The organism is Streptomyces sp. UNOB3_S3 (genome assembly GCF_020740895.1).
Classification (GTDB): domain Bacteria; phylum Actinomycetota; class Actinomycetes; order Streptomycetales; family Streptomycetaceae; genus Streptomyces.
The window spans coordinates 1-22,066 of sequence record NZ_JAILXP010000084.1; the positions used below are offsets into that span (position 1 = coordinate 1).

17 protein-coding genes are annotated in these 22,066 nt (G+C 72.9%); 5 read left to right on the forward strand and 12 right to left on the reverse strand.

The features are described from left to right. A partial coding sequence (locus K6I33_RS12080; protein WP_229350826.1) for an HNH endonuclease family protein occupies positions 1-898 on the forward strand: 898 nt, incomplete at its 5' end. 96 nt (positions 899-994) lie between these two features. Here K6I33_RS12080 and K6I33_RS12085 read toward each other — a convergent pair. From K6I33_RS12085 to K6I33_RS12095, 3 genes are all read right to left on the reverse strand, one after another. Continuing rightward, positions 995-2,194 (reverse strand): MarP family serine protease, encoded by a 1,200-nt coding sequence (locus K6I33_RS12085; RefSeq protein WP_229350828.1) that lies wholly within the window; start codon positions 2,192-2,194, stop codon positions 995-997. 269 nt (positions 2,195-2,463) lie between these two features. Next, on the reverse strand, positions 2,464-4,680 hold the full coding sequence (locus K6I33_RS12090; protein WP_229350830.1) for an MMPL family transporter: 2,217 nt from the start codon (positions 4,678-4,680) through the stop codon (positions 2,464-2,466). A gap of 109 nt (positions 4,681-4,789) precedes the next feature. Then, positions 4,790-5,389: a TetR/AcrR family transcriptional regulator gene (locus K6I33_RS12095; protein WP_229350833.1), complete on the reverse strand. Its 600-nt coding sequence runs from the start codon at positions 5,387-5,389 to the stop codon at positions 4,790-4,792. 230 nt (positions 5,390-5,619) lie between these two features. On the opposite strand from K6I33_RS12095, the gene K6I33_RS12100 reads away from it, so the two are divergent. Beyond that, complete coding sequence (locus K6I33_RS12100; RefSeq protein WP_229350834.1) at positions 5,620-8,889, forward strand: S41 family peptidase; 3,270 nt, start codon at positions 5,620-5,622, stop codon at positions 8,887-8,889. A gap of 57 nt (positions 8,890-8,946) precedes the next feature. Here K6I33_RS12100 and K6I33_RS12105 read toward each other — a convergent pair whose 3' ends face one another. From K6I33_RS12105 to K6I33_RS12115, 3 genes are all read right to left on the reverse strand, one after another. Then, positions 8,947-9,153, reverse strand: a complete 207-nt coding sequence (locus K6I33_RS12105; protein WP_229350837.1) for a hypothetical protein — start codon at positions 9,151-9,153, stop codon at positions 8,947-8,949. A 78-nt stretch (positions 9,154-9,231) separates the two neighbouring features. Next, positions 9,232-10,116, reverse strand: a complete 885-nt coding sequence (locus tag K6I33_RS12110) for an SDR family oxidoreductase (RefSeq protein ID WP_229350839.1) — start codon at positions 10,114-10,116, stop codon at positions 9,232-9,234. Then, on the reverse strand, positions 10,113-11,654 hold the full coding sequence (locus K6I33_RS12115; protein ID WP_229350840.1) for an NAD(P)/FAD-dependent oxidoreductase: 1,542 nt from the start codon (positions 11,652-11,654) through the stop codon (positions 10,113-10,115). Before K6I33_RS12115 ends, K6I33_RS12110 begins: the two co-directional genes overlap by 4 nt. A gap of 142 nt (positions 11,655-11,796) precedes the next feature. Here K6I33_RS12115 and K6I33_RS12120 point away from each other — a divergent pair, with 142 nt between their 5' ends. Next, positions 11,797-12,513, forward strand: coding sequence for a MerR family transcriptional regulator (locus K6I33_RS12120; RefSeq protein ID WP_229350842.1), 717 nt, complete (start codon positions 11,797-11,799; stop codon positions 12,511-12,513). A gap of 562 nt (positions 12,514-13,075) precedes the next feature. Here K6I33_RS12120 and K6I33_RS12125 read toward each other — a convergent pair. Both K6I33_RS12125 and K6I33_RS12130 read right to left on the reverse strand, forming a co-directional pair. Beyond that, positions 13,076-13,741: a hypothetical protein gene (locus K6I33_RS12125; protein ID WP_229350844.1), complete on the reverse strand. Its 666-nt coding sequence runs from the start codon at positions 13,739-13,741 to the stop codon at positions 13,076-13,078. Between the two features lie 144 nt (positions 13,742-13,885). Then, on the reverse strand, positions 13,886-14,710 hold the full coding sequence (locus K6I33_RS12130; protein ID WP_229350846.1) for an exodeoxyribonuclease III: 825 nt from the start codon (positions 14,708-14,710) through the stop codon (positions 13,886-13,888). A 66-nt stretch (positions 14,711-14,776) separates the two neighbouring features. Here K6I33_RS12130 and K6I33_RS12135 point away from each other — a divergent pair, with 66 nt between their 5' ends. After that, positions 14,777-15,301: a GNAT family N-acetyltransferase gene (locus tag K6I33_RS12135; protein ID WP_229350848.1), complete on the forward strand. Its 525-nt coding sequence runs from the start codon at positions 14,777-14,779 to the stop codon at positions 15,299-15,301. Here the strand turns inward: K6I33_RS12135 and K6I33_RS36310 are convergent. Genes K6I33_RS36310 through K6I33_RS12150 form a run of 3 tightly spaced genes read right to left on the reverse strand, consistent with a single transcriptional unit; the run spans position 15,298 to position 17,609 of the window. Continuing rightward, entirely contained in the window at positions 15,298-15,795 is a 498-nt protein-coding gene (locus K6I33_RS36310; protein ID WP_229350850.1) for a DUF1269 domain-containing protein, read from the reverse strand. The two genes, K6I33_RS12135 and K6I33_RS36310, sit on opposite strands and share 4 nt — an antisense overlap. A gap of 12 nt (positions 15,796-15,807) precedes the next feature. Further along, the gene (locus K6I33_RS12145) at positions 15,808-17,088 is read right to left on the reverse strand and encodes a HAMP domain-containing sensor histidine kinase (RefSeq protein WP_229350852.1); all 1,281 of its coding nucleotides are present in this window, start codon (positions 17,086-17,088) and stop codon (positions 15,808-15,810) included. A 38-nt stretch (positions 17,089-17,126) separates the two neighbouring features. Next, the gene (locus K6I33_RS12150; RefSeq protein WP_229350854.1) at positions 17,127-17,609 is read right to left on the reverse strand and encodes a hypothetical protein; all 483 of its coding nucleotides are present in this window, start codon (positions 17,607-17,609) and stop codon (positions 17,127-17,129) included. A 268-nt stretch (positions 17,610-17,877) separates the two neighbouring features. Between K6I33_RS12150 and K6I33_RS12155 the strand changes: the two genes are divergently transcribed. After that, the gene (locus tag K6I33_RS12155; RefSeq protein ID WP_229350856.1) at positions 17,878-20,055 is read left to right on the forward strand and encodes an alpha-N-acetylglucosaminidase; all 2,178 of its coding nucleotides are present in this window, start codon (positions 17,878-17,880) and stop codon (positions 20,053-20,055) included. Between the two features lie 165 nt (positions 20,056-20,220). On the opposite strand, the gene K6I33_RS12160 is transcribed toward K6I33_RS12155, so the two are convergent. Further along, positions 20,221-21,699, reverse strand: a complete 1,479-nt coding sequence (locus tag K6I33_RS12160) for a hypothetical protein (protein WP_308297127.1) — start codon at positions 21,697-21,699, stop codon at positions 20,221-20,223. Positions 21,700-22,066 lie beyond the last annotated feature (367 nt).

A 22,066-nucleotide genomic window follows, 5' to 3' on the forward strand; every position in this document is an offset into this window, starting at 1 on the left:
CTCCCCCGAGCGTGCCCCGCACGGCGCCGCCGCCGGGGCCGCGCGCCACGGCCGCGCCCTGCCCGGCCACGCGCCCGGGCACACGTCCAAGCGCGTGCCCACGAGGTGGCCCCGGAACGTGCCCGGCCGCGACGAGGCCACGCGCATGCTGGCCGACCTGGACGTCAGTCCCCTGCGGGGCGAGGGCTACGACCGCCGCTACTTCGGCGCGACCTGCTGGGTACGGCACGGCCTGGACCAGTGCACGACGCGCGAGGTCGCCCTGAAGCTCTACTCCGTCGTGCCGGCCACGCTCCAGGGCAAGTGCCGGGTCGTCGGCGGCCAGTGGCACAGCGAGTACGACAACAGGACGCTGGCCGACCCGGTGCACGTCGACGTCGACCACGTCGTGTCGCTGCGCAACGCCTGGGGGTCGGGGGCGCGCGAGTGGTCACCGGAGAAGCGCCTCGAGTTCGCCAACGACCTGACGGCGTCCCCGGAGCTGATCGTGGTGTCCACGTGGGGCAACCGCCGCAAGGGCGACAAGTCCCCGGACCAGTGGCTGCCGCAGGACCCCATCGGGCAGTGCCTCTACAGCCAGGCGTGGATCGGGGTGAAGGACTACTACGGGCTGAGCGTCACCCGGGGCGAGAAGGACAAGCTGCGGCAGGTCCTGGACGCCTGCCCCGCCCAGACCCCCACGGACGGCCCCGGCCGCCCGAACCGTCCGAACCGCCCGGACCATCAGCCCCAGGGAGACCACCAGCCTCAGGGGGACCGGCAGCCCCAGGGGGACCGGAAGGACCCCCCTGACCGGCAGGACCACCAGAACCGGCCCGACCGGCCCGACCGCCAGAAGGACCACGGCGGGCAGGACCGGGACGACCGGAACGACCGGAACGACCGGGACGACCGCTGACGAAGTCCTGTACGTCGTCTGCGGGTACGTCGTGGCTGGTCGCGCCCACGCGGCGGTAGCCGCATATCGACACTGCCCCGCGCCCCTTACGGGGCGCTAGAGCGCGGCCCGGCTGCCGGTGCTGACCGGCGCGGTCGCGGTCGCCGCCCGTCGCGCGGCGTCGGCGACCTGGTCGGCGGTCAGCACATAGCCCGTCTCCGCGTCCGTCGTGGAGCGGGCGAAGACCACCCCGTACACCTTGCCGGAGGGGGTCAGCAGCGGTCCGCCCGAGTTGCCGGGGCGGATCGTGGAGCGGACGGAGAAGACCTCGCGCGTGGTGATGCCGTCGCCGTAGATGTCCTGGCCCTTGGCCCGGACCTGGTTGGCGACGATCGCCGCGCGCAGGTCGAGCCCGCCGTTCTCGGGGAAGCCCGCGACGACGGCCGTGTCGCCGCGCTTGGCGCTCTTGTCGAAGGGCAGCACGGGCGCGTTCAGGCCGGGGACGTCCAGGACGGCCACGTCCGTGTCCGGGTCGAAGAGGACGACCTTCGCGTTGTACACGCGCCCGACGCCGCCGACCTTCACGGTCGGGTCGCTGACGCCGGCCACCACATGGGCGTTGGTCATCACGTGCTCGTGGGAGAAGACGAATCCGCTGCCCTCCTGGCCGCGCCGTCCGTCGCCGCCGACGTTCGCCACGCCCTCGACCTTGACGACGCTGCGCCGCGCGGCCCGGGCCGCGTCCGCGGTCACCATGTCCCCGGTGGGCTTCGGGACGCTGGTGGCGGGCTCGCTCTCGAAGGGGTTGAACACCTGCGGGAACCCGGCCCCCGCCAGGGCGTCGGTCGTCCGGCTGAACCAGGTGGGCGCCTGCTCGGGCATCGCCTTGTGCACCGCGCCCAGCAGCTTGGACTCCTTGATCTCCCGGGTGAGGGAGGCGGAGTTCGCCGAGACGAGCACGCTCGCGGCCACCCAGCCGACCAGCAGCACGGCCAGTGAGGCGGCGGCCGCGCCGGCTATGCCGTCGAGGCCGCGCACCGGCGCCCACGTCAGCCGGGACCGCAGCCGCCAGGCGAACCGGCCCGCGACGGCGTGGCCGATCACGGCCGGGATCAGCACGACCAGGACGGCGGCGACGGCCGCCAGGGACGTACCGGGCTCGAAGGGCTCCAGGGCGTAGGGCAGCGCCCAGACGCCCAGCACCGCGCCGCCGAGGAACCCGGCGAACAGCACGACGCTCGCCACCAGTCCCCTGCGGTAGCCGGAGACGGCATAGGCGAGGACGAGCAGCAACAGCAGCACATCGATCAGGTTCAACGCGAAGCCCTTTCCTTCACACGCGTCCCCCGACCGCGCCCACCTGCGTGGACTTAGGAAAACGCCGCCACGGCGGGTGGCGGTTCCCATTCATGGCGAATTCATGGCGTACGCCACGTAGCCGCCCACCGGGGGCTACGCCCCCCGGACCCCCGGTCCTCGAACGCCGGACGGGCTGATTTCAGCCCGTCCGGCGTTCGAGGACGAAGGGGGCTGGGGCGCAGCCCCAGGAAACGGTGAAAGGGCGGGACCGGGGCCCCCTCCACGCGTCAGACGCGGACGGGCTCCCGCTCCCCGTCCGGGTCGGGCGAACCGGCTCCTTCGGAAGGCGCGAGCGCCTTCCGAAGGCCCTCGCCCTCCACGTCCACGTTCGGCAGCACCTTCGCCAGCCACCCCGGCAGCCACCAGGCCGTCTTGCCCAGCAGCGCGAGGACCGCCGGCACGATCGCCATCCGCACCACGAACGCGTCGAAGAAGACCGCGATCGCCAGGCCGAAGCCGATCATCTTGATCATCTGCTCGGACGAGCCGATGAAGCCCGCGAAGACGCTGATCATGATGACGGCCGCCGCCGTGACGACCCGCGCGCCGTGGCGGAAGCCGGTCACGATGGCCTCGCCCGGGCGCTCGCCGTGGACGTAGGCCTCGCGCATCCGGGTCACGAGGAAGACCTCGTAGTCCATGGCCAGACCGAAGACGACACCCACCATGAAGATCGGCATCATGCTCATGATCGGGCCGGTCTCCTCGACCCCGAAGAGGGAGCCCAGCCAGCCCCACTGGAAGACCGCGACGACGGCGCCGAGCGCGGCGACCACCGACAGCAGGAAGCCCAGCGCGGCCTTCAGCGGCACCAGCACGGACCGGAAGACGACCATCAGCAGCAGGAAGGCCAGGCCGACGACGAGCGCCAGGTACGGCAGCAGGGCGTCGTTGAGCTTCTGCGAGACGTCGATGTTCATCGCCGTCCCGCCGGTGACCAGGATCTTCGCGCCGGTGTCGGAGGCCAGCGCGTCCCGCTCGGCGCGGATCGTGTGGACCAGGTCCTCGGTCTGCTTGCCGGTGGGCTTGGACTTGGGGATGACCAGCAGGGTGGCCGTGTCCCCGGCCTGGTTGAACTGCGCGGGGGTCACCATGGCGACGTTGTCCAGCTTCGCCAGGGTGTCGTGGGTCTTCTGCGCCGCGGCCTTGGGGTCCTTGGCGTCCTTGAGGTCCACGATGTTCAGCAGCGGGCCGTTGAAGCCGGGGCCGAAGCCCTCGGTCAGCAGGTCGTAGGCCTTGCGCTGGGTGGTGTTCTTGGAGGCGGCGCCGTCGTCGGGCAGGCCGAGCTCCAGCGAGGCGGCGGGCACGGCGATCGCGCCCAGGCCGATCACACCGGCGGCGAGCACCAGCACCGGGCGGCGCAGCACGACGCGGGCCCAGCGGGTGCCCATGTTCGGCTTGTCGCCGGCGGCCGCGGCGGGGCCACCCTTGCGGATCTTGCGGGGCAGCACCTGCTTGCCCGCGAAGCCCAGCAGCGCGGGGATGAGCGACAGGGCGATGAGGACGGCGATGGTGACCGTGCCGGCCGCCGCCATGCCCATCTTCGTCAGCATCGGGATGTTGACGACCATGAGGCCGGCCAGCGCGATGACGACGGTGAGGCCGGCGAAGACCACGGCGGAACCGGCGGTGCCGACGGCACGGCCCGCGGCCTCCTCGCGCTCACGGCCCTCGGCGAGCTCCGCGCGGTAGCGGGAGACGATGAAGAGGGCGTAGTCGATGCCGACCGCGAGGCCGATCATCATGGCGAGCGTCGAGGTGTTGGCGGAGAGGTCCAGCACGGGCGCCAGGGCGGCGATCGAGGAGACGCCGATGCCCACGCCGATGATGGCGGTCAGCAGCGGCAGGCCGGCCGCGACCAGCGAGCCGAAGGTGATCACCAGGACGACCGCCGACACCGCGATGCCGATGATCTCCGAGCCGCCCTCGGGCATCTGCTGGAGGACGCTGCCGCCGACCTCGACGGTCAGTCCGGCGTCGCGGCCGTGCTGGGCGGCGTCCTTGAGCTCGGTGCGGGTGTCCTCGGTCAGGTCCATGGACTTGACCTTGTACGCGGCGGAGGCGTACCCGATGTTCTGGTCCTTGTTGACGGCCTGGCCCTGGAACGGGTCGACCGTCATGGCCACCTGCGGGCCGCGCTTGATCTCGGCGACGACCTTCTCGACGGCCGCCTTGTTCTTGGGATCGGTGAGCTTCTGGCCCGCCGGGGCCTTGAAGACGACGCGGGCGGAGGCGTTCTGCTCGGTATTACCGGGGAAACGCTTCTCCAGGAGGTCGAAGGCCTGCTGGGCCTCCGTGCCGGGTATGGAGAAGTCGTTGTTGGTGGACTTGGACGCCGTGGCGGCGCCCGCCCCGGCCAGCACCAGCAGCAGCACCCATATGAGGGCGAAGTACCAGCGCCGTCGGAAGGACAGTCTTCCGAGTCTGTAGAGGAACGTGGCCACGAGTGTGGTGCTCCCGTCGGTTCGGTGATGCGGTGAACTGGATGTGGGACCAGCCCGACGGGAGCGGTACGTCAGGTGGGGCCTCAGTGGGGGTGTAAGTGGGGGGTGGTCACACGCCGAGAGCGGGGATGATCACGGCGTCGACGTACTGGGTGAGGAACTCGGCGTCCGGGGCCCGGTCCTCGATGAACGCGCGGGCCAGAAAGCCGCCGATCATCATGTGCGCGACGAACGGGATGGCGGGGTTGTCCGCCGCCAGTTCACCGCGCCCGACCGCGCGCCGGAGCATCTCGTCCAGCCAGACCATCTCGGGCTCGACGAGCACCTCGCGCAGCGCCCGGTGGAGTTCCGGGTTGGCGTGCACGGCGTGCCCGAGCCCGCGGAGCAGGGCGGTGTCCTTCTCCATCTGCTCGGCATCGGCCTGGCACACCATGGCACGGAGGTCACCGCGCACCGAACCGGTGTCGATGCCCTCCAGGCTGCCGGGCTTGTTGTGCCGCAGGGCCTTGGCGACCAGCTCCGGCTTGCCCCTCCACTGGCGGTAGAGGGTCGCCTTGCTGGAGTGCGTCCGGGCGGCGACGGCGTCCATCGTCAGGGCGTCGTAGCCGACCTCGCGCAGGATCGCGAGCACCGCCTCGTAGAGCTCGGCCTCGCGTTCGGGGGTCAGCCTGGTGCGGCGGACCGCCGGCTTGGGTGGTTCCGTCGTCATACCGCATCGTCCTTTCCCCCCGTCGCCGTACGAAACGGTTTCGTACCGTACGAGCGTACGTCCGACCGTCATCGAAACGACATCGTTTCGATCGTGTTCTCCGTCACGAACCGAGTTGCCGGGGCCTCTGTCGGCCGAAACCATTGATGCGTGAGCGACGCACGCGCGGCCGCCGGGCCGCAGACGAGCACGACACCCGCAGCTGCGCCGCGTGGGCGGAGAAGCGAACAATGAACACAGCGAGCGATGCCTACATCCGCTTCCCGCACGTACACGGCGAGCTGCTCTGCTTCGTGGCGGAGGACGACCTCTGGCTGGCCCCGCTGGGGCCGCCGGGGGCCGCCGCCGGGCGGGCCTGGCGGCTGACCGTGGACCGTACCCGGGCCGGACACCCCCGCTTCTCCCCCGACGGGCGCCACATCGCCTTCACCAACTGGCGCAGCCTGGATCCCGAGGTCCATCTCGTGGACATCGAGGGCGGGCCCGCCCGCCGGCTGAGCTACTGGGGCAGCACCGACACCCGGGTCTGCGGCTGGGCGCCCTCCGACCGGAACGGCGGCTACGACATCCTCGCCGTCTCCTCGCACGGCCAGCCGTTCTCGTACTTCTCCTGGGCCTACCGGCTGCCCACCGACGGCGGACCCGGGCTGCGGCTGCCCTGGGGGCCGGTGTCCGACATCGCGATGGGCGAGGTCGACGGCGAGCACCGCACCCTGCTGCTGGCCGGGAAGCCGCCGCACGAGCCCGCGTCCTGGAAGCGCTACCGGGGCGGGGCGACGGGCCGGCTGTGGCTCCACGGCACCCGGCTGGTGCCGGACATCGGGGGCCATCTGGACTCGGTGATGTTCGTCGACGGCCGGATCGCCTTCCTCTCCGACCACGAAGGCATCGGAAACCTCTACTCCTGCCGGCCCGACGGTTCGGATCTGCGCAGACACACCGACCACGCCGACTTCTACGCCCGCCACGCCGCCACCGACGGCTCCCGCGTCGTCTACCAGTGCGCGGGCGAGGTGTGGCTGGTGGAGGACTTCTCCCCGGGCGCCGCCCCGCGCCGGCTGGACCTGCGGCTCGGCGGGCCGCGCGCCGGGCGGCGCGCGTACCAGGTGCAGGCCGCCCAGAACGTCAGCTCGCTGGCCGTGGACAGCACCGGCCGGGCCAGCGCGGTCGGGGTGCGCGGCAGCCTGTACTGGCTGACCCACCGCGACGGCCCGGCCCGCACCATCGCCGACACCCCGGGCGTACGGGTGCGGCTGCCGGAGATGCTGGGCTCCACCGGCCGTATCGCCTACGCGACGGACGCGGAGGGCGAGGACGCCATCGAGATCGCCCAGTTGCCGCGCGCCTCCGGGCCCTCCGAGCCGCGCCGGCTGGCCGCCGGCCTGCTGGGCCGGGTGCACGAGCTGCTGTCCTCGCCCGACGGCGGCCGGCTGGCCGTCGCCTCGCACGACGGGCGGCTGCTGCTGGTGGACGCCTCGGCCGAGGGGACGGGCGAGGTCACGGAGCTGATCCGGTCCGCCAACGGGCCCGTGCGCGACCTCGCCTTCTCCCCCGACTCGTCCTGGCTGACCTGGTCCCACCCGGGGGTCGGTCGCTCGCTGCGGCAGATCAAGATCGCCCGGCTCTCCGACCGGCTGATCGTCGACGTCACCAACGGCCGCTTCGAGGACGAGCAGCCCGTCTTCACCCGTGACGGCCGCTATCTCGCCTTCCTCTCCTGGCGCGGCTTCGACCCGGTGTACGACGTCCACACCGGCGATCTCTCCTTCCCTCTGGGCTGCCGCCCCTACCTCGTCCCGCTGTCGTCGGCCACGCCCTCGCCGTTCGCGCTGTCCGCGGAGGGCCGGCCGGCGGGCGGCGGGCTCGACCTGGACGACACCGGGGACCACGAGGGCGCGCTGGTGGTGGAGGTGGAGGGGCTGGAGAACCGGGTGACGCCGTTCCCGGTGGCCGCCTCGAAGTACTCCTCGCTCCACCCCGTCGCCGGCGGCGGCCTGGTGTGGCTGCGCTGGCCCATCTCCGGCGCCCTCGGCGAGACCTTCGCCAGCCCCACGGACATCTCCGGCAAGCCCACGCTGGAACACTTCGACCTGGTCAAGGCCAAGCGCACCGAACTCACCTCCTCCCTCGACTGGTACGCGGTCAGCGGCGACGGCACCCGGCTCGTCGTCAACGACGACGGCGACCTGCGCGTCGTCCCCGCCACCGACACCCCCGACCCCGACTCGACCGTCTTCATCGACATGCGGCGCATCCTCCACGAGGCCGACCCGCCCGCCGAGTGGCGGCAGGCCTTCGCCGAGGCGGGCCGGATCATCCGCGCCTACTTCTGGGAACCGGGCATGTGCGGCATCGACTGGGACGCGGTGCTGGAGCAGTACCGTCCGCTCGTCGAACGCGTCGCCTCCCCCGACGAGTTCGCCGATCTGCTCCGCGAGGTCCTCGGCGAGCTGGGCACCTCCCACGCCTATGTCACCCCCGCCCGCCGCAACGAGGGCCCGCCCCACTACCAGCGCGCCATCGGCCTGCTCGGCACCAACTTCACCCATCAGAAGGACGGCTCGTGGGCCGTGCGGCGCGTCCTGCCCGGCGACTCCTCCGACTCCAAGGCCCGCTCCCCGCTGGCCGGTTCGGGCATCCGCGAGGGCTGGGCGCTCACCCATGTCGACGGCCGCCCCGTCGACCCGGTAGCCGGCCCGTTCCCGCTGCTCGCGGCGGCGGGCGGGACGACCGTCGAGCTCACCTTCCGCCCGCCCGAACCGGACGGGCACCCGCGCCGGGTCGCGATCGTCCCGCTCGTCGACGAACGGCCCCTGCGCTACCAGGACTGGGTGACCAAGCGCCGCGCGGTCGTCCACGAGCTCAGCGGCGGCAAGTGCGGCTACCTCCACATCCCCGACATGGGCGGCTCCGGCTGGGCCCAGTTCAACCGCGACGTGCGGATGGAGATGTCCCGGCCCGCCCTGATCGTGGACGTGCGCGGCAACGCGGGCGGCAACATCAGCGAGCTGGTGGTGGAGAAGCTCACCCGCACCATCGTCGGCTGGGACCTCACCCGCGACGCCCAGCCCGTCTCGTACGCCTCCAACGCCCCGCGCGGGCCCGTCGTCGCCATCGCCGACGAGATGACCTCCTCCGACGGCGACATGATCACCGCCGCGTTCAGGCTCCAGGGCATCGGCCCGGTCGTCGGCCTGCGCACCTGGGGCGGCGTCGTCGGCATGACCGGCCGCCACCGGCTCGGCGACGGCACGTCCATCACCGTGCCGATGAACGCCGCCTGGTTCGACGCCTACGGCTGGGGCGTGGAGAACCACGGCGTCGAACCCGACATCGAGGTCGACCGCACCCCGCTGGACTGGGCCGAGGGCCGCCACAAGCAGCTGGACGACGCGGTACGGGTGGCGCTGGACCTGCTGGAACAGCACGGCGCGGCGAACCCGCCCGACTACTCGGGCGTACCGGACCTGCGCCGGCCGAAGCTGCCGCCGCGCGGGTGAGGCGTATGTGTGAGGGGCGCGCCCTGCTGCTGGGCGCGCCCCTCACACGTGCTCGGGCTACAGGCGGTCGTCGAACTCGTCCTGAATGTCGTCCAGGGACTGCTGCTGGCCCTGCTGCTGGCCCTTCTGCTGCTGCTGTTGCTTCTGCTGGCCCTTGACCTTGTCCTGCGCCTGCTGGCCCTTCTGCTGCGCCTGCTGCTTGGCCTGCTGGGCCTTCTCGCGGGCCTGCTGGGCCTTGCCCTGCATCTCGTCCTTGATGCCCATGCGTACTCACTCCTAGGGGGTGATCGGGGAAGTGGGCCGCGACCAGCCTCACACGCCCCCGCACCCCCCGCATGTCGATCAGTGACGCTCCGTGCGCGCCTTCGTGTCCGCCTCTCCGCCCGCGCCGACCAGCCCGAACCGCACCCCGTCCAGCCGGGGTTCGGCCCGGCGCATCTCACGCGGGCCGCCCAGCGCGACCAGCGCCGGGAGCGCGGCGCGCAGCGGCTGCAGCGCGCGGAGCCAGCCCTGCCCGTAGACGTGCGCCGAGCGCCGCTCGATACCGGTCGCCAGCCGGTCGACGGCCGGCCCCAGCGGATAGGTGCGATTGGCCGGCCACGGCAGCCGCTGCCGCAACTCCCGCATCACGTCGGACTCGTCGGCCCCGCGCACCATGTCGGTGTCGGTCCAGCTCAGATAGGCCACGCCGACGCGTACGCCCTTGTGGGCGACCTCGGCGCGCAGGCTGTGCGCGTACGCCTCGACGCCCGCCTTCGACGCGCAGTACGCGCTCATCATGGGCGCCGGGGTGATCGCGGCGAGGGAGGCGATCTGGAGCAGATAGCCGCGGCTCTCGGCGAGGACGGGCAGGAAGGCGTGGCCGGTGACGGCGCTGCCGATGAGATTGACCTCGATCACCCGCCGCCAGTCGGCGAGGTCGGAGCCGGCCAGCGGGCCGCCGGCGGCGACACCGGCGTTGGCGACGACGACGTCCACCTTGCCGAAGCGCGCCTTGACCTCCGCCGCCACGCCCGCCATGGCCTCGTGGTCGGTGACGTCCGCGTACCAGTGGGCGGCGTCGCCGGGCAGCGACCGGGCGACCCCACGCAGCGCGTCCGGCTCCAGCCCCACCAGCGCCACGTCCGCGCCGCGCGCCGACAGCGCGTGGGCCAGCGCCTCCCCCACGCCGCGCGCGGCGCCGGTGACGACGGCGACCTGCCCGCGCAGGCTCGTCCGGGGCCTCATCGCGCGGCTCCGGCTCCGGCTCCGGAGACGCTCGCCGGACGCCTGCCGGGCGCCCTCAGCAGCTGGTACTCGGCGAGGTCCACCCGCCGGGTGACCTTGCGGAACTCCGCCGTGCTGCCCGGCCAGACCGTGGTGTTCCGCCCCTGGGCGTCGAGGTACCAGCTGCGGCAGCCGGTATTCCACACCGTGCGCTCCATACGGCGCTGGATACCGCGGTTCCAGGCGCGGACGGCGGAGGGGCGGGCGTCCAGGGCGGCCCGGCCGCCGATGGTGTCGAGCTGGCGCACGAAGTCGGCCAGGTAGTTCAGCTGGGCCTCGATGATGAGGATCATCGAGTTGTTGCCCAGGCCGGTGTTGGGGCCTATGACGAAGAGGAAGTTGGGGAACCCGGCGGCACTGGCGCCGCGCAGGGCCGCCATGCCGTCCTTCCGCCACTCCTCCGCGAGGGTGGTGCCGTTGGCGCCGGTGACGCGGTCGGCGATCGGCATGTCGGTGGTGTGGAAGCCGGTGCCGAAGACGATGACGTCGGCCTCGGTCTCCGTGCCGTCGGCGGCCACGAGCGTGGAGCCGCGCACCTCGGCGAGGCCGGAGGCGACGACGTCGACATTGGGGCGGGCGAGCGCGGGGTAGTAGTCGTCGGACAGCAGGATGCGTTTGCAGCCGATGCGGTAGTCGGGCGTCAGCTTGGCGCGCAGGGCGGGGTCCTTGACGGCTCTGCGCAGATGGGCGGCGGTGACACGCTCCATGAGCCCCAGCCGTTCGGGCCACTTGGTGAACAGTCCGACCTGCATCTCCCGTACGCCCCACAGCGTGCCGCGCCGCAGCAGGCCCGTGGCCGGGACCTTCGCGTGCAGCCAGCGCTCGGGGGCGGTGATCCGGCGGTCGAAGCGCGGCAGCACCCAGGGCGGGGTGCGCTGGAAGAGGGTGAGCCGGGCGGCCTCGGGCTGGATCGCGGGCACGATCTGGGCGGCCGAGGCGCCGGTGCCCACGACGGCGACGCGCTTGCCGCGCAGCTCGGCGTCGTGATCCCAGCGGGCGGAGTGGAAGACGGGCCCGGGGAAGTCCGCCAGCCCGGGGACGTCCGGGATCCGGGGGTCGGAGAGCGGGCCGGTGGCGGAGACGACCACGTCGGCCGTCCAGTCCTCCCCGGTGGTGCTGATCTCCCAGAGCAGCCGCTCGGTGTCCCAGCGCATGGCCCGCACCTCGGAGCCGAAGCGCAGATGGGGGCGGAGCCCGAAGGTGTCCGTGATCCGCTCCAGATAGGCCCGGATGTGCGACTGGCCCGAGAAGCTGCGCGGCCAGTCGGGGTTGGGGGCGAAGGAGAAGGAGTACAGGTGCGAGGGAACGTCGCAGGCGCAACCGGGATAGGTGTTGTCCCGCCAGGTGCCGCCGACGGAGTCCGCCCGCTCCAGGACGACGAAGTCGGTGACGCCCTCGCGGCGCAGCCGCACGGCCGCGCCCAGCCCGCCGAACCCCGACCCGATCACCGCCACGCGCACGTGACGTACGCGCTGTGCGCGCTGTTCGTGCTCGACCATGCCGCCGCCTCCCGGCCCACAGAAGCACCCGCCCGACCGCGCCAGCGCTCACTGGCACGGTCGGAGCGTAGGGCAGGGACGGGCCACGGCGATAGGGGCCGGGGGCAAGGAAGTTACCGGCGGTCGCGCGTACGCTTCCCGCGTGGCGAACGACGGGAAGCGCGAGTACCGGACGGCCGAACTGGCCGCCGAGGCCGGCATCACGGTGCGCACCCTGCGCTTCTACCGCGAGCGCGGCCTCCTCCCGGCGCCGCGCCGCGAGGGCCGCATCGCCTGGTACGGCGAGCGCCACCTGGCCCGGCTGCGCACGGTCGCCGCACTGCTGGACCGGGGCCACACGCTCGGCGGCATCGCCGAGCTGATCGCCGCCTTCGAGGGCGGGCGCGACGTGGCCGAACTCCTGGGCACCCCCTGGTCCGAGGAGACCTCGGTCCGGCTGACCCCGGAGGAACTCGCCGACCACTTCGCGGGCGAGGTCACCCCGGAGAACCTCGCCGCCGCCCTCGACATCGGCTATCTCGCCGTGGACGGCGAGGAGATCGTCCACATCAGCAGCCGCCTCCTGGACGCCGCCACGTCCCTGGTCCGCGCGGGCATCCCCCTCTCCGCCGTCCTCACCGCGGCCCGCGAGGTCCGCGCCCACGCGGACGCGCTGGCGGCGATGTTCGCGCACCTGGTGCGCGAACACGCCGATCCGGCGGTGGTGGACGGCGAGTTGACGCGCCTGCGGCCGCTGGCGCGGACGATCGTGGACGCGGAGTTCTCGTTGGCGGTGGACCGACGGTTGCGCGGCGCGGGCGCGCGGGACGTTCCGGACGCCGGGGGAGAGACCACGTGCGCCCCGCCCAAACGTCACTAACAGCCGAACAGTTGGGGATGGCGGCACTAAAGTCCCTGTTGTGACGCGACGAGCCGTTTTGGCTCAACGCGGCCCTTTCCTAGGGGTCGGCTCGCTGCGTTCGAGGCCCCAGCCAGGAGCCTCGGACGCGGGCCACACCATGCCGTGTCCGGGGTTCCTTCATGGGGCCTCGCCGTCGGCGGGCCTCTCCTGCGAAGGAAAGGCGCCGGGTATGCCGCGTCATAGGAAGCCGAAGCCGTCGATCGACTGGGGGCAGGGGAAGCGGTGGGTGAAAGCAGTTACACCGTGGGTGGAACTGCTTGTCACCGTCACGACGCTCATCTTGCTCATGATCGGCAAGGGATGACCGGCGAGGCCTACCACCAATAGGCCCCGTACGATCGTCTTTCGGCTCGCCCGTCGCGGGGCCAGTCCCCGTGGCGGGCGTTCCTGTTTCCTCTGGCAGGAGACAGGAGCCGCCGCCGACCGGCGGGGCCTATAGCCACTAGGCCCCGAACGGACACCGTGCTTCGCCTCCTGTATACCAGCCCACCCCCGGGCGCGCACGGCACTCCGCCCCGGACTACCCCTTCGGGACGGGCGGGAGCTCGGCGTGGTGGACCGTGTAGCCGCCCTTGGTGACCGGGGCGTAGGGGGCGGAGGACATACAGGTGCCGACGTCGGAGGAGACCGGCTCCTTCGCGCCCTTGTCGCCGTCGCGCAGGACGTTCACCGCCGCCCAGGAGAAGCCCACCCGGTCCTTGGACTTGTGGCCCGCCTTCTCCTTGCCGCCGTCCAGGACGCTGAAGCCGAGGCGCTTGCCCACCCACTCCTGCGGGCCGTCCGGGCTGACCTTGGTCATCACCGCCGTGAGGGACGCGACGCCCGGACCGGTGACGAGGCAGTCGACCTTGCCCTCGGCGGTCATGGTCCTGCCGAGCGCCGCGACGTAGTGGGAGACCTTCACCGTCCCCTCGGCGTCGGTGGGCAGCCCGGTGGGGAGCCCGGCCAGCGGCCGGCTGTAGGGCTTGGCGTGGGCGTCGAAGGTGAAGGAGCGGACGTCCTTGTCCTTCCAGAACGGGAGCTCGAACTCCGCCGACCCGGTCACGCTCGCGCGCTTCGGCGCGGTGTCGGACGCCGCCGTCGCGTTGCCGACGGTGGCGCCGGTGAGCGTGACCGTGGCCGCCAACGCGACGCCCAGCACGGCGAGTCTGCGCGAGGAGGGGCGGACGGACGATACGGATGCCATGGCGTTTCTCCCGAGGAGGCCGGTGAAGCTGCGGTTGCTGCCGAACTCATCGTTCAGCAGCGACCGCCGCGGCCCATCCGCCCCCGGGACCGTTCCGCTCCCGTCGCCTCCGCCACGCGGTGATCCGCCCGTCCGCCCGGAGGACTAGCGCGTCTCGTAGACGGCCGTCACCGGCGCATGGTCCGACCAGCGCAGATCGTGGCTCGCGGCCCGCTCGACGGCCGCCTTCACCGCGCGCCCGGCCAGGCCCGGCGTCGCGACCTGGTAGTCGATGCGCCAGCCGGAGTCGTTGTCGAAGGCGCGGCCCCGGTACGACCACCACGAGTACGGGCCGGCCACCCCGGGGTGGAGGGCGCGGACGACGTCCACGTACTCCTCGAAGACCCTGCCGAGCCACTCGCGCTCCTCGGGGAGGAAGCCGGCGCTCTTGCGGTTGGCCTTCCAGTTCTTGAGGTCGGCCTCGGTGTGGGCGATGTTCCAGTCGCCGCAGACCAGCACCTCACGCCCTCCCCCATAGCTGAACGCATGGGAGGTACCCCCATCCGCCGCGCGGGCCTTCAGGCCCACGAGGTACGGCAGGAACTCCGCCATGAAGCGTTCCTTCTCGTCCTGCCGTTCCGTGCCCACCTCGCCCGAGGGCAGGTAGAGGCTGGCCACGGTCACACCGGGAAGATCCATCTCCACATACCGGCCGCTGCCGTCGAACTCCGCCGAGCCGAAGCCGACGCGCACCGCGTCCGGCTCGCGCCGCGAGTAGAGGGAGACGCCCGCGCGGCCCTTGGCCGCGGCCGGGGCGTGGACGACGTGCCAGCCCTCGGGGTCACGGACCTCGTCCGGGAGCTGGTGGGGCTCGGCGCGCACCTCCTGGAGGCAGACGACGTCGGCTTCGGTCTGCGCGAGCCACTCGACGAAGCCCTTCTTGGCGGCGGCGCGCAGTCCGTTCACATTTGCGGTGGTAACGGTGAGCATCCGGGCACGATACCGACTCCCGGAATCCATTGCCGCCCTGCGGTCGCACGCCCGTACCATCGCCACGTGGAGATCGTGCCGGTCGCCTACGACCACCCGGATGCCGTAAAACTCAGTGACCAGGTGCAATTGGAGTACGCCGAGCGGTACGGCGGCGGGGACGACACCCCGCTGGACCCGGCGCACTTCGCCCCGCCGCGTGGCCTGTATCTCATCGCGTACGACCCGGACGGCGAACCGGTCGCCACGGGCGGCTGGCGCGCGATGGAGCGCGACTCCGAGGGCGGCGTGGGGTACGCGGACGGGGACGCCGAGCTGAAGCGGATGTTCGTGATCCCCCGGGCCCGTGGCCTGGGCCTGGCACGGCGCATCCTGGGCCTCCTGGAGGCCGACGCCCGCGAGGCGGGCCGCGCCCGTATGGTCCTGGAGACGGGCGACAAGCAGCCGGAGGCCATGGCCCTCTACCTCTCCAGCGGCTACGACCCGGTACCGGCGGAGCGGAAGTTCGGCTACTACCGCGCGTACGACACGAGCCGCTGCTTCACCAAGCCGTTGCGCCGCCCCCAGGGCCTCCAGGGCCTCCGCCGCTAGTGCTTCCCGTCGGCGATGGCCGCCTCGACCTCCGCGCGGACCCGCTCCGCCGGGTAGCGGCGGACCTCGCCGAAGGGGGCCAGGGCGCGGTCGACCGGGCCCGGGTCGTCCTCGCGGACCTCGGCCATCAGGACCGTGCTGCCCGGCGGCACCTCCGCCGCCAGCATCTCCAGGGCCGCGTTCGACGCGGTGGCCTCGCGGGCGTCGTGGACGCCGCCGATCAGGCCGCCCGCGCCGAAGCCGACCAGGACGCCGAGCGGCCCGCCGAGGATGCCCAGCAGCCCGCCGAGCAGCCCGCCCATGGCGAAGGCGGTGGCCGTGCCGGTGTTGTCGACGGCGTCGGGGAAGTCGAGGGCGCCCTCCGCGCCCCGGGCGATCACGGCGCCCTCGCGCAGGGTGATCTCCTTGTCGGTGTGGGCCCGGCGCAGGGCGTCCAGCGCCTTGTGGCCCTTGGCGGGACCGGAGACGTTCAGGAAGAGGACGTTGTCGTTCACGGCATCCACTCTTCAGCCTGCCGCCGCGCCCCGCACCCCGGCGCCGTCGTCCGGCGGAGCGTCCCGTACCTCCCCTGTGCCCTCCACGTCCCGTATCGCGTCGCCCAGGTCGAGCACCGCCTCCGCTCCCCCGCCCGGCGGGTTGGTGAAGGAGAGCCGGGCGCCCAGCACCCGCGCCTGGCCGACCGCGATCGTCAGCCCCAGGCCGAGGCCGGCCCGCGAGCCCGTGCGGAAGCGCTGCGGGCCGTGGGAGAGCAGCTGCTCGGGAAAGCCGGGGCCCCCGTCGCGTATGCGTATGACGCCGTCGTCGACCTCGGCCACCACCGGCCCCGAGCCGTGCCGGAAGGCGTTCGTGACGAGGTTCGCCAGGATCCGTTCGACGCGGCGCGCGTCGGTCTCGACCAGCCGGTCACGGACCACCCGGACCTCGACGGCCTCCCCCGTCCCGGCCGCCGCCGCCCGCACCGCCCGCCGGGTGAGCTCGCCCAGCGCCCGTACGTCCGTCTCGGCGTGCTCGGCGTCCGTGTCGAGGCGGGCGACCTCCAGGACGTCCTCCATCAGGGTGCGCACCCGGTGCGACCGTTCCCGGACGAGCTCGGCGGGCCGGCCCGGCGGCAGCAGCTCCGCGGCGGCGACCAGGCCCGCGACGGGGGTGCGCAGTTCATGGGCGATGTTGGCGGTGACCTCGCGCTCGGCCTGGAGGCGGGCGGCGAGCGCGTCGGCCATGGTGTTGACGGCGTGGATCAGCCGGGCGAGCTCGTCCTTGCCGCCCCGGGGCCGCAGCCGGGCGGTGAGGTCGCCGTCGGCGATCCGCTCGGCGGTCCGCGCGGAGGCGTTGAGGCGGCGCCCCGCGACCGTCGCCAGGGCCACCCCGACGACCCCGGCGAGGGCGGTGCCGATGCCGCCCGCCAGCCACAGGACCTCGTCGAGCTCCTCCAGATTGCGGATCTGCCGGGTGTAGGGGTGCTTGAGGACGACGACGTCGTCGCCCACGCGCGTCGCGGCCCACAGGGTCGGCTCGGGCCCCGAGCGGTCCAGGTAGGTGGCGCGTCTGCCCCGGTCGACGGCGCGCCGCAGGGGTTCGGGCAGCCGGTGGGGGTTGAGGATCACCCGGGGGCGGTCGAAGCCCGCCGCGTGGTCCTCGGCGGCGGACACGACCCGCTGGTCGAGGGAGTCGCGCGCGGTCTCCAGCTGGTTGAGGGCGGTGCGGTGGTGTACGACGAGGCCGATGAGGACGGAGACGACCGCGGCGGTGGCCGTGATGGCCACCCCGATCTTCGTGCGCAGACCCATCGACTGAAGTCTCCTCGGCTGGGGGCTGGGCTCCGCGCTCAGCGCGACGCCTGCGGGGGAACGTAGAGCCGCAGGTCGCGCAGCTCGTTGTGCTGCCCGGGCGGGAGCCCGTCGACCACGACCACGGCCCGCCCGTAGTAGGCGGAACGATCCTTCCGCACCAGGCCGGCGAAGGTGACCTTCGCCGGGTAGCTCCTGGCGCGGCAGGCCGGCAGGCACCAGCCGCCGGACGCCTCCCCGGTCGCCTCGGCGGCCGGGCCGCCCCAGGAGAGCCAGCGCAGCCCGGTGAGCCGTACGGACTCACCGGCCTCGAAGGACGCGGGACGGCGCAGCGAGGGTTTACCGGGGCCCTCGACCGCGTAGACCGGGCCGGTGAGGGCGGTGGGGGGCTGGGCGGGGCCCGCGTCCTGGAGCCCGCCGGGTTCGGAGCAGCCGCAGAGCAGGACGCCCAGCAGCCCGGCGGCGAGGGCGGTGGCGCGGGGTGTCGCGTGGAACGGTCGTACGGATCGCACAGCTCGCACGGACTTCCTCACGCCGTCGGGACAGGACCGGACTCCCCGGCCCGCCGGGGTGCCACTAGCAGGTCGTACGAGGCTCGCGGGGCCATTCGTGCCAAATGTAACCGGCGTGGCTGGTTCGACGCCCGTGCCCTTGACCGATTCCCGACGGGGACTCATAGGATCTCCGCGCTCAAGTGGTCCAGTCCAGCCAGTCGTCAGCCGACGGCCGGGAGCCGGCCCGTAGCCGGTCGCCGGCCGGCAGGCCGCGGCGCCACGGTGGAGGTCACTCATGCCCATCGCCCGTCGTACGATCCTCGGCGCCCTCGCCGGGACCGCCGCACTCGGCACGGTGGGGGTGCCCTCCGCCGGGGCGGCCCCGGCCGGGGCCGCCGCCTCCGCGCTGGCCCGGCTGCTGCCGCGCCACCATGACCAGGTCATCTTCCGTACCGTGCCCCGCCGGGGCGGCCACGACGCCTTCCGGGTCTCCGGCACGGCGGGCCGGATCACCGTCGAGGGCACCACGGCGGCCGTCCAGCTGACCGGCTTCCACCACTACCTCCGGCGCGTCGCCAACGCCCACGTCTCCTGGCGCGGCGAGCAGACCGCTCTCCTCCCGGCCCGGCTCCCCGCCGTCGGCACCCCGGTCGCCGCCACGGCCAACGTCGCCCACCGGTTCGTGTTCAACGACACCAACGACGGCTACACCGGCCCGTACCACGACTGGGACTACTGGGAGCGCGAGCTCGACGTCCTGGCCCTGCACGGCTTCAACGAGGTCCTCGTCTACGCGGGCGCCGACGCCGTGTACCACCGCACGTTCATCGAACACGGTTACAGCGACGCGGAAGTCCGCGCGTGGGTTCCCGGCCCCGCGCACCAGCCGTGGTGGCTGATGCAGAACATGGCCTCCTTCGGCGGGCCCGCCTCCCACGAACTCCTCGACCGCCGCACCGCCCTGGCGCAGAAGATCGTGCGCCGGCTGCGCGAGCTGGGCATGACCCCGGTGCTGCCCGGCTACTTCGGCACCGTCCCGCCCGGCTACGCCGAGCGCAACAAGGGCGCCCGGACCATTCCGCAGGGCGACTGGGGCGGCTTCGACCGCCCCGACTGGCTCGACCCCCGCACCCCCCACTTCGCCGCCGTCGCCCGCACCTTCTACCGGGTGCAGCAGGAGCTCTACGGGGCGACGGGCATGTACAAGATGGACCTGCTGCACGAGGGCGGCACCCCCGGCGACGTCCCCGTCGGCGCGGCCGCCAAGGCGGTGGAGAAGGCGCTGCGCACCGCCCACCCGGACGCCGTCTGGGCCATCCTCGGCTGGCAGCACAACCCCCGGCGGGAGATCGTCGACGCCGTCGACCGCTCCCGGATGCTCGTCCTCGACGGCATCCCCGACCGCTTCCCGAAGATCACCGACCGTGAGCGGGACTGGGGCGGCACGCCCTACGCCTTCGGCACCATCTGGAACTTCGGCGGCCACACCGCGCTGGGCGCCAACGCCCCCGAATGGGTCTCGCTCTACGAGCGGTGGCGCACCAAGCCGGGCAGCGCCCTGCGCGGCATCGCCGTGATGCCGGAGGCCGCCGACAACGACCCCGCCTCCCTCGCCCTCTTCTCCGACCTGGCCTGGACGACCGGGCCGGTCGACCTGCGGACGTGGTTCGGGCAGTGGGCCGTCACCCGCTACGGGGCCGCCGACGCGGGCGCCGCCCGCGCCTGGGACGCCCTGCGCCGCACCGCCTACGGCACCACCCGCGCCGACAGCTGGAGCGAGCAGGCCGACGGCCTCTTCGGCGCCCGCCCCGACCTCGCGGCCGACCGGGCCGCCAGCTGGTCGCCGAGGCAGCTGCGCTACGACGCCGCCGAGTTCGAGACGGCTCTCCCGGCCCTGCTGTCCGTGGCCCCGGCCCTGCGCGCGAGCTCCGCGTACCGGGCCGACCTCGTGGACGTCGCCCGCCAGTGCGTGTCCAACCGCGGCAGGCTGCTGCTGCCGCGCGTCAAGGCCGCCTACGACGAGGGGGACCGCGACCGCTTCGGCGACCTCACCCGGCAGTGGCTGGACTGGATGGACCTGCTGGAGCAGATCGTCGCCACGGACGACCGCCACCTGCTGGGCCGCTGGCTGGCCGCCGCCCGCGCCTGGGGCTCCTCCGACGCCGAGCGCGACCGCCTCCAGGCCGACGCCCTCTCCCTGCTGACGGTCTGGGGCCCCCGCCCGGCGGCGGACGGCGGCAAGCTCCACGACTACGCGAACCGCGAGTGGGCGGGCCTGGTGGGCGGCCTCTACCGGCTGCGCTGGAAGACGTACTTCACGGAGCTGGAGACGGCCCTGGACGAGGACCGCGACCCGCGTCCCGTCGACTGGTTCACCCTGGAGGACCGCTGGACGCACCAGCCCCCGGAAACCCGCACCCGGCCCACGGGCGACATCGTCCGCATCGCGAGAACGGTGGCGTCACGCCTATAGCCCGTCCGGCGTTTGAGGACCGGGGGTCCGGGGGCGGAGCCCCCGGGAAACTGGGGGCACCTCCCAGCGGTAGCTGGGGGAGAAAGGGCGGGACCGGGGCCCCACCAAACGACGGGGACCCCCACCGGCACCAAGCCGACAGGGGTCCCCAGAACAACCCGCGAGCTACCGCCTCTTAGGCGTGCTCACCGTGCCCTCCCCGCCCGCGAGCTTCCACTCGCGGTGCAGGATGTCGACCGGGATCCGCCGCTCGAACAGCGGCGTGCCGAAGATCTTCAGCTGCGCCTGCAGCGCACCCGTCAGATCGACACCGCCGTACGCGGCCCACTTGCCGCTCGCGGAGGCCGACCCGTTGGACGAGGCGGTCGCCGTGCCCTCCGCCTCGGCCCGCAGGTAGGGGGCGAGGTTGGCGCTGACGCCGACCGCGCCGTAGAGGCCCACGGACGCCTCCGTGCCGAGCGTGGCCTTGACCTTGCCCGCGGCGGACGCCGTGGCCGTGACCGGCGTGGCGTTCATCTGCGAGCTGCTGATGGGCGTCCAGCCCTTGCCCCAGGTGTAGGAGCCGCCGACCTTGAAGTCGCCCTTCAGCTCCTGCTTGACGTCGACGGAGATCTTTCCTTCGGCGTCCACCTGGAGGTAGCAGGTGAGGTCGAGGTTGACGACGACCGGCACCGGGCCGACCTGGATCACCGGGTCGGCGTGGAGCTTGGCGAAGGGCAGCTTGATGGGCTTGTCGGCCGTGGTGGCCACCGCCTGGCCCTTCAGCTCCCACGCGGAGGACCAGTCGCCGGACAGGGCCAGCGACGCGGTGCCCGGGCCGCCGGTGGAACCGACGCCCTTGCCGTTGTAGGAGAAGTCGACCTCGGGGGCGAGCTGGACATAGCCCGCGGCGGACGCCTCGGCCTTGACCGGGGAGCCCGGGGGCGTGGGGATGGACGCGCCGACGTCCAGCCGCAGATTGCCCAGTGGCACCTTGGCGCCCTGCGGCCCCACGTGCACGCCGTCCGGCTTCGCCCAGGAGACCTTCACGCCCGGCAGGAGCGGTACGACCTTCACGGCCGACGGGTCGACCGGGACCGAGCCCTTGGCCTCGGAGTCGCCGAGCAGCGCGTCGAGGGTGGCCGGGGCCGTGTTGACCTCGGTGCCCTTGTCGGTCGTGCCCAGCACCTTGGTCACCTTGGCCAGCAGGCCGGAGGGCGCGCCGGGCGCGGGGGCGCTGGCGATGACGTCGCCGACGGCGACGCTGTTCGCCTCGGCCCCGCCCGGCCGGGCCGGCTGCGCCTGCTGGTCCGAACGGTCGGACTGCGAGGGCTGCGAGGATTCCGGCGACTTGTGGGGCTGGGGCGCGATGCCCTTCGGCTTCTTCGCGGTGCCGCCCTTGGGTCCCGCGATCACGGCCCGGCCGCTGCGCTGGTCGAACGAGGCGACCTTCAGCGCCGACTTGGCCGCCTTGGGCGCCGCGACACCGCCCGCACCGCCACCGGGGCGGGCCACCGCGCTCGGTGCGCCCGCCCCGGCGGGGGCGGCGGCGACCGCGAGCTGCGGCGCGAGGGCGTTCGACGTCGCGGCGACCGGCTCGGCGTCCGAGCCCTTGGCCGCCGAGGAGGAGCTACCCGCCGAACATCCCGTGGAAAATATGGACACAGCGGTCAGAGAAGTTAAAACAGCGGCGTATCTAACAGACTTACGCAAATTCAAGTCCTTGGGAGCGTGAGGTGGGGGCGGCCCGGCGGCGTACACGTCCGGGCTCGCATCACACGGCATCAGGAAGGGCTACGACCGCTGCACGCACCGGAATTACCGGTAAGTAGCGATCCGCAAGATCGTGCCACGGGCCGCGCACCCAGCAGAACCGTTTCCCTACCGCTGGAAACATGATCTGAGTCACATTTTGTTCAACAAGGTTTAATAAGTCGGTCGTTCAATCATCAGAGGTTCAACCGACCTCGATAAGCGACCCTTTGAGGCGCTCCACGCCCACGACCGCACACCCCCGCCGACGGCCGAACAT

Bases quoted from the DNA above. Each gene is read 5' to 3' on its own strand.
- K6I33_RS12095 (WP_229350833.1), bottom strand. From the start codon at position 5,389: ATGACGACGGAACCACCCAAGCCGGCGGTCCGCCGCACCAGGCTGACC.
- K6I33_RS12100 (WP_229350834.1), top strand. From the start codon at position 5,620: ATGAACACAGCGAGCGATGCCTACATCCGCTTCCCGCACGTACACGGC.
- K6I33_RS12105 (WP_229350837.1), bottom strand. From the start codon at position 9,153: ATGGGCATCAAGGACGAGATGCAGGGCAAGGCCCAGCAGGCCCGCGAG.
- K6I33_RS12110 (WP_229350839.1), bottom strand. From the start codon at position 10,116: ATGAGGCCCCGGACGAGCCTGCGCGGGCAGGTCGCCGTCGTCACCGGC.
- K6I33_RS12115 (WP_229350840.1), bottom strand. From the start codon at position 11,654: ATGGTCGAGCACGAACAGCGCGCACAGCGCGTACGTCACGTGCGCGTG.
- K6I33_RS12125 (WP_229350844.1), bottom strand. From the start codon at position 13,741: ATGGCATCCGTATCGTCCGTCCGCCCCTCCTCGCGCAGACTCGCCGTG.
- K6I33_RS12130 (WP_229350846.1), bottom strand. From the start codon at position 14,710: ATGCTCACCGTTACCACCGCAAATGTGAACGGACTGCGCGCCGCCGCC.
- K6I33_RS12145 (WP_229350852.1), bottom strand. From the start codon at position 17,088: ATGGGTCTGCGCACGAAGATCGGGGTGGCCATCACGGCCACCGCCGCG.
- K6I33_RS12155 (WP_229350856.1), top strand. From the start codon at position 17,878: ATGCCCATCGCCCGTCGTACGATCCTCGGCGCCCTCGCCGGGACCGCC.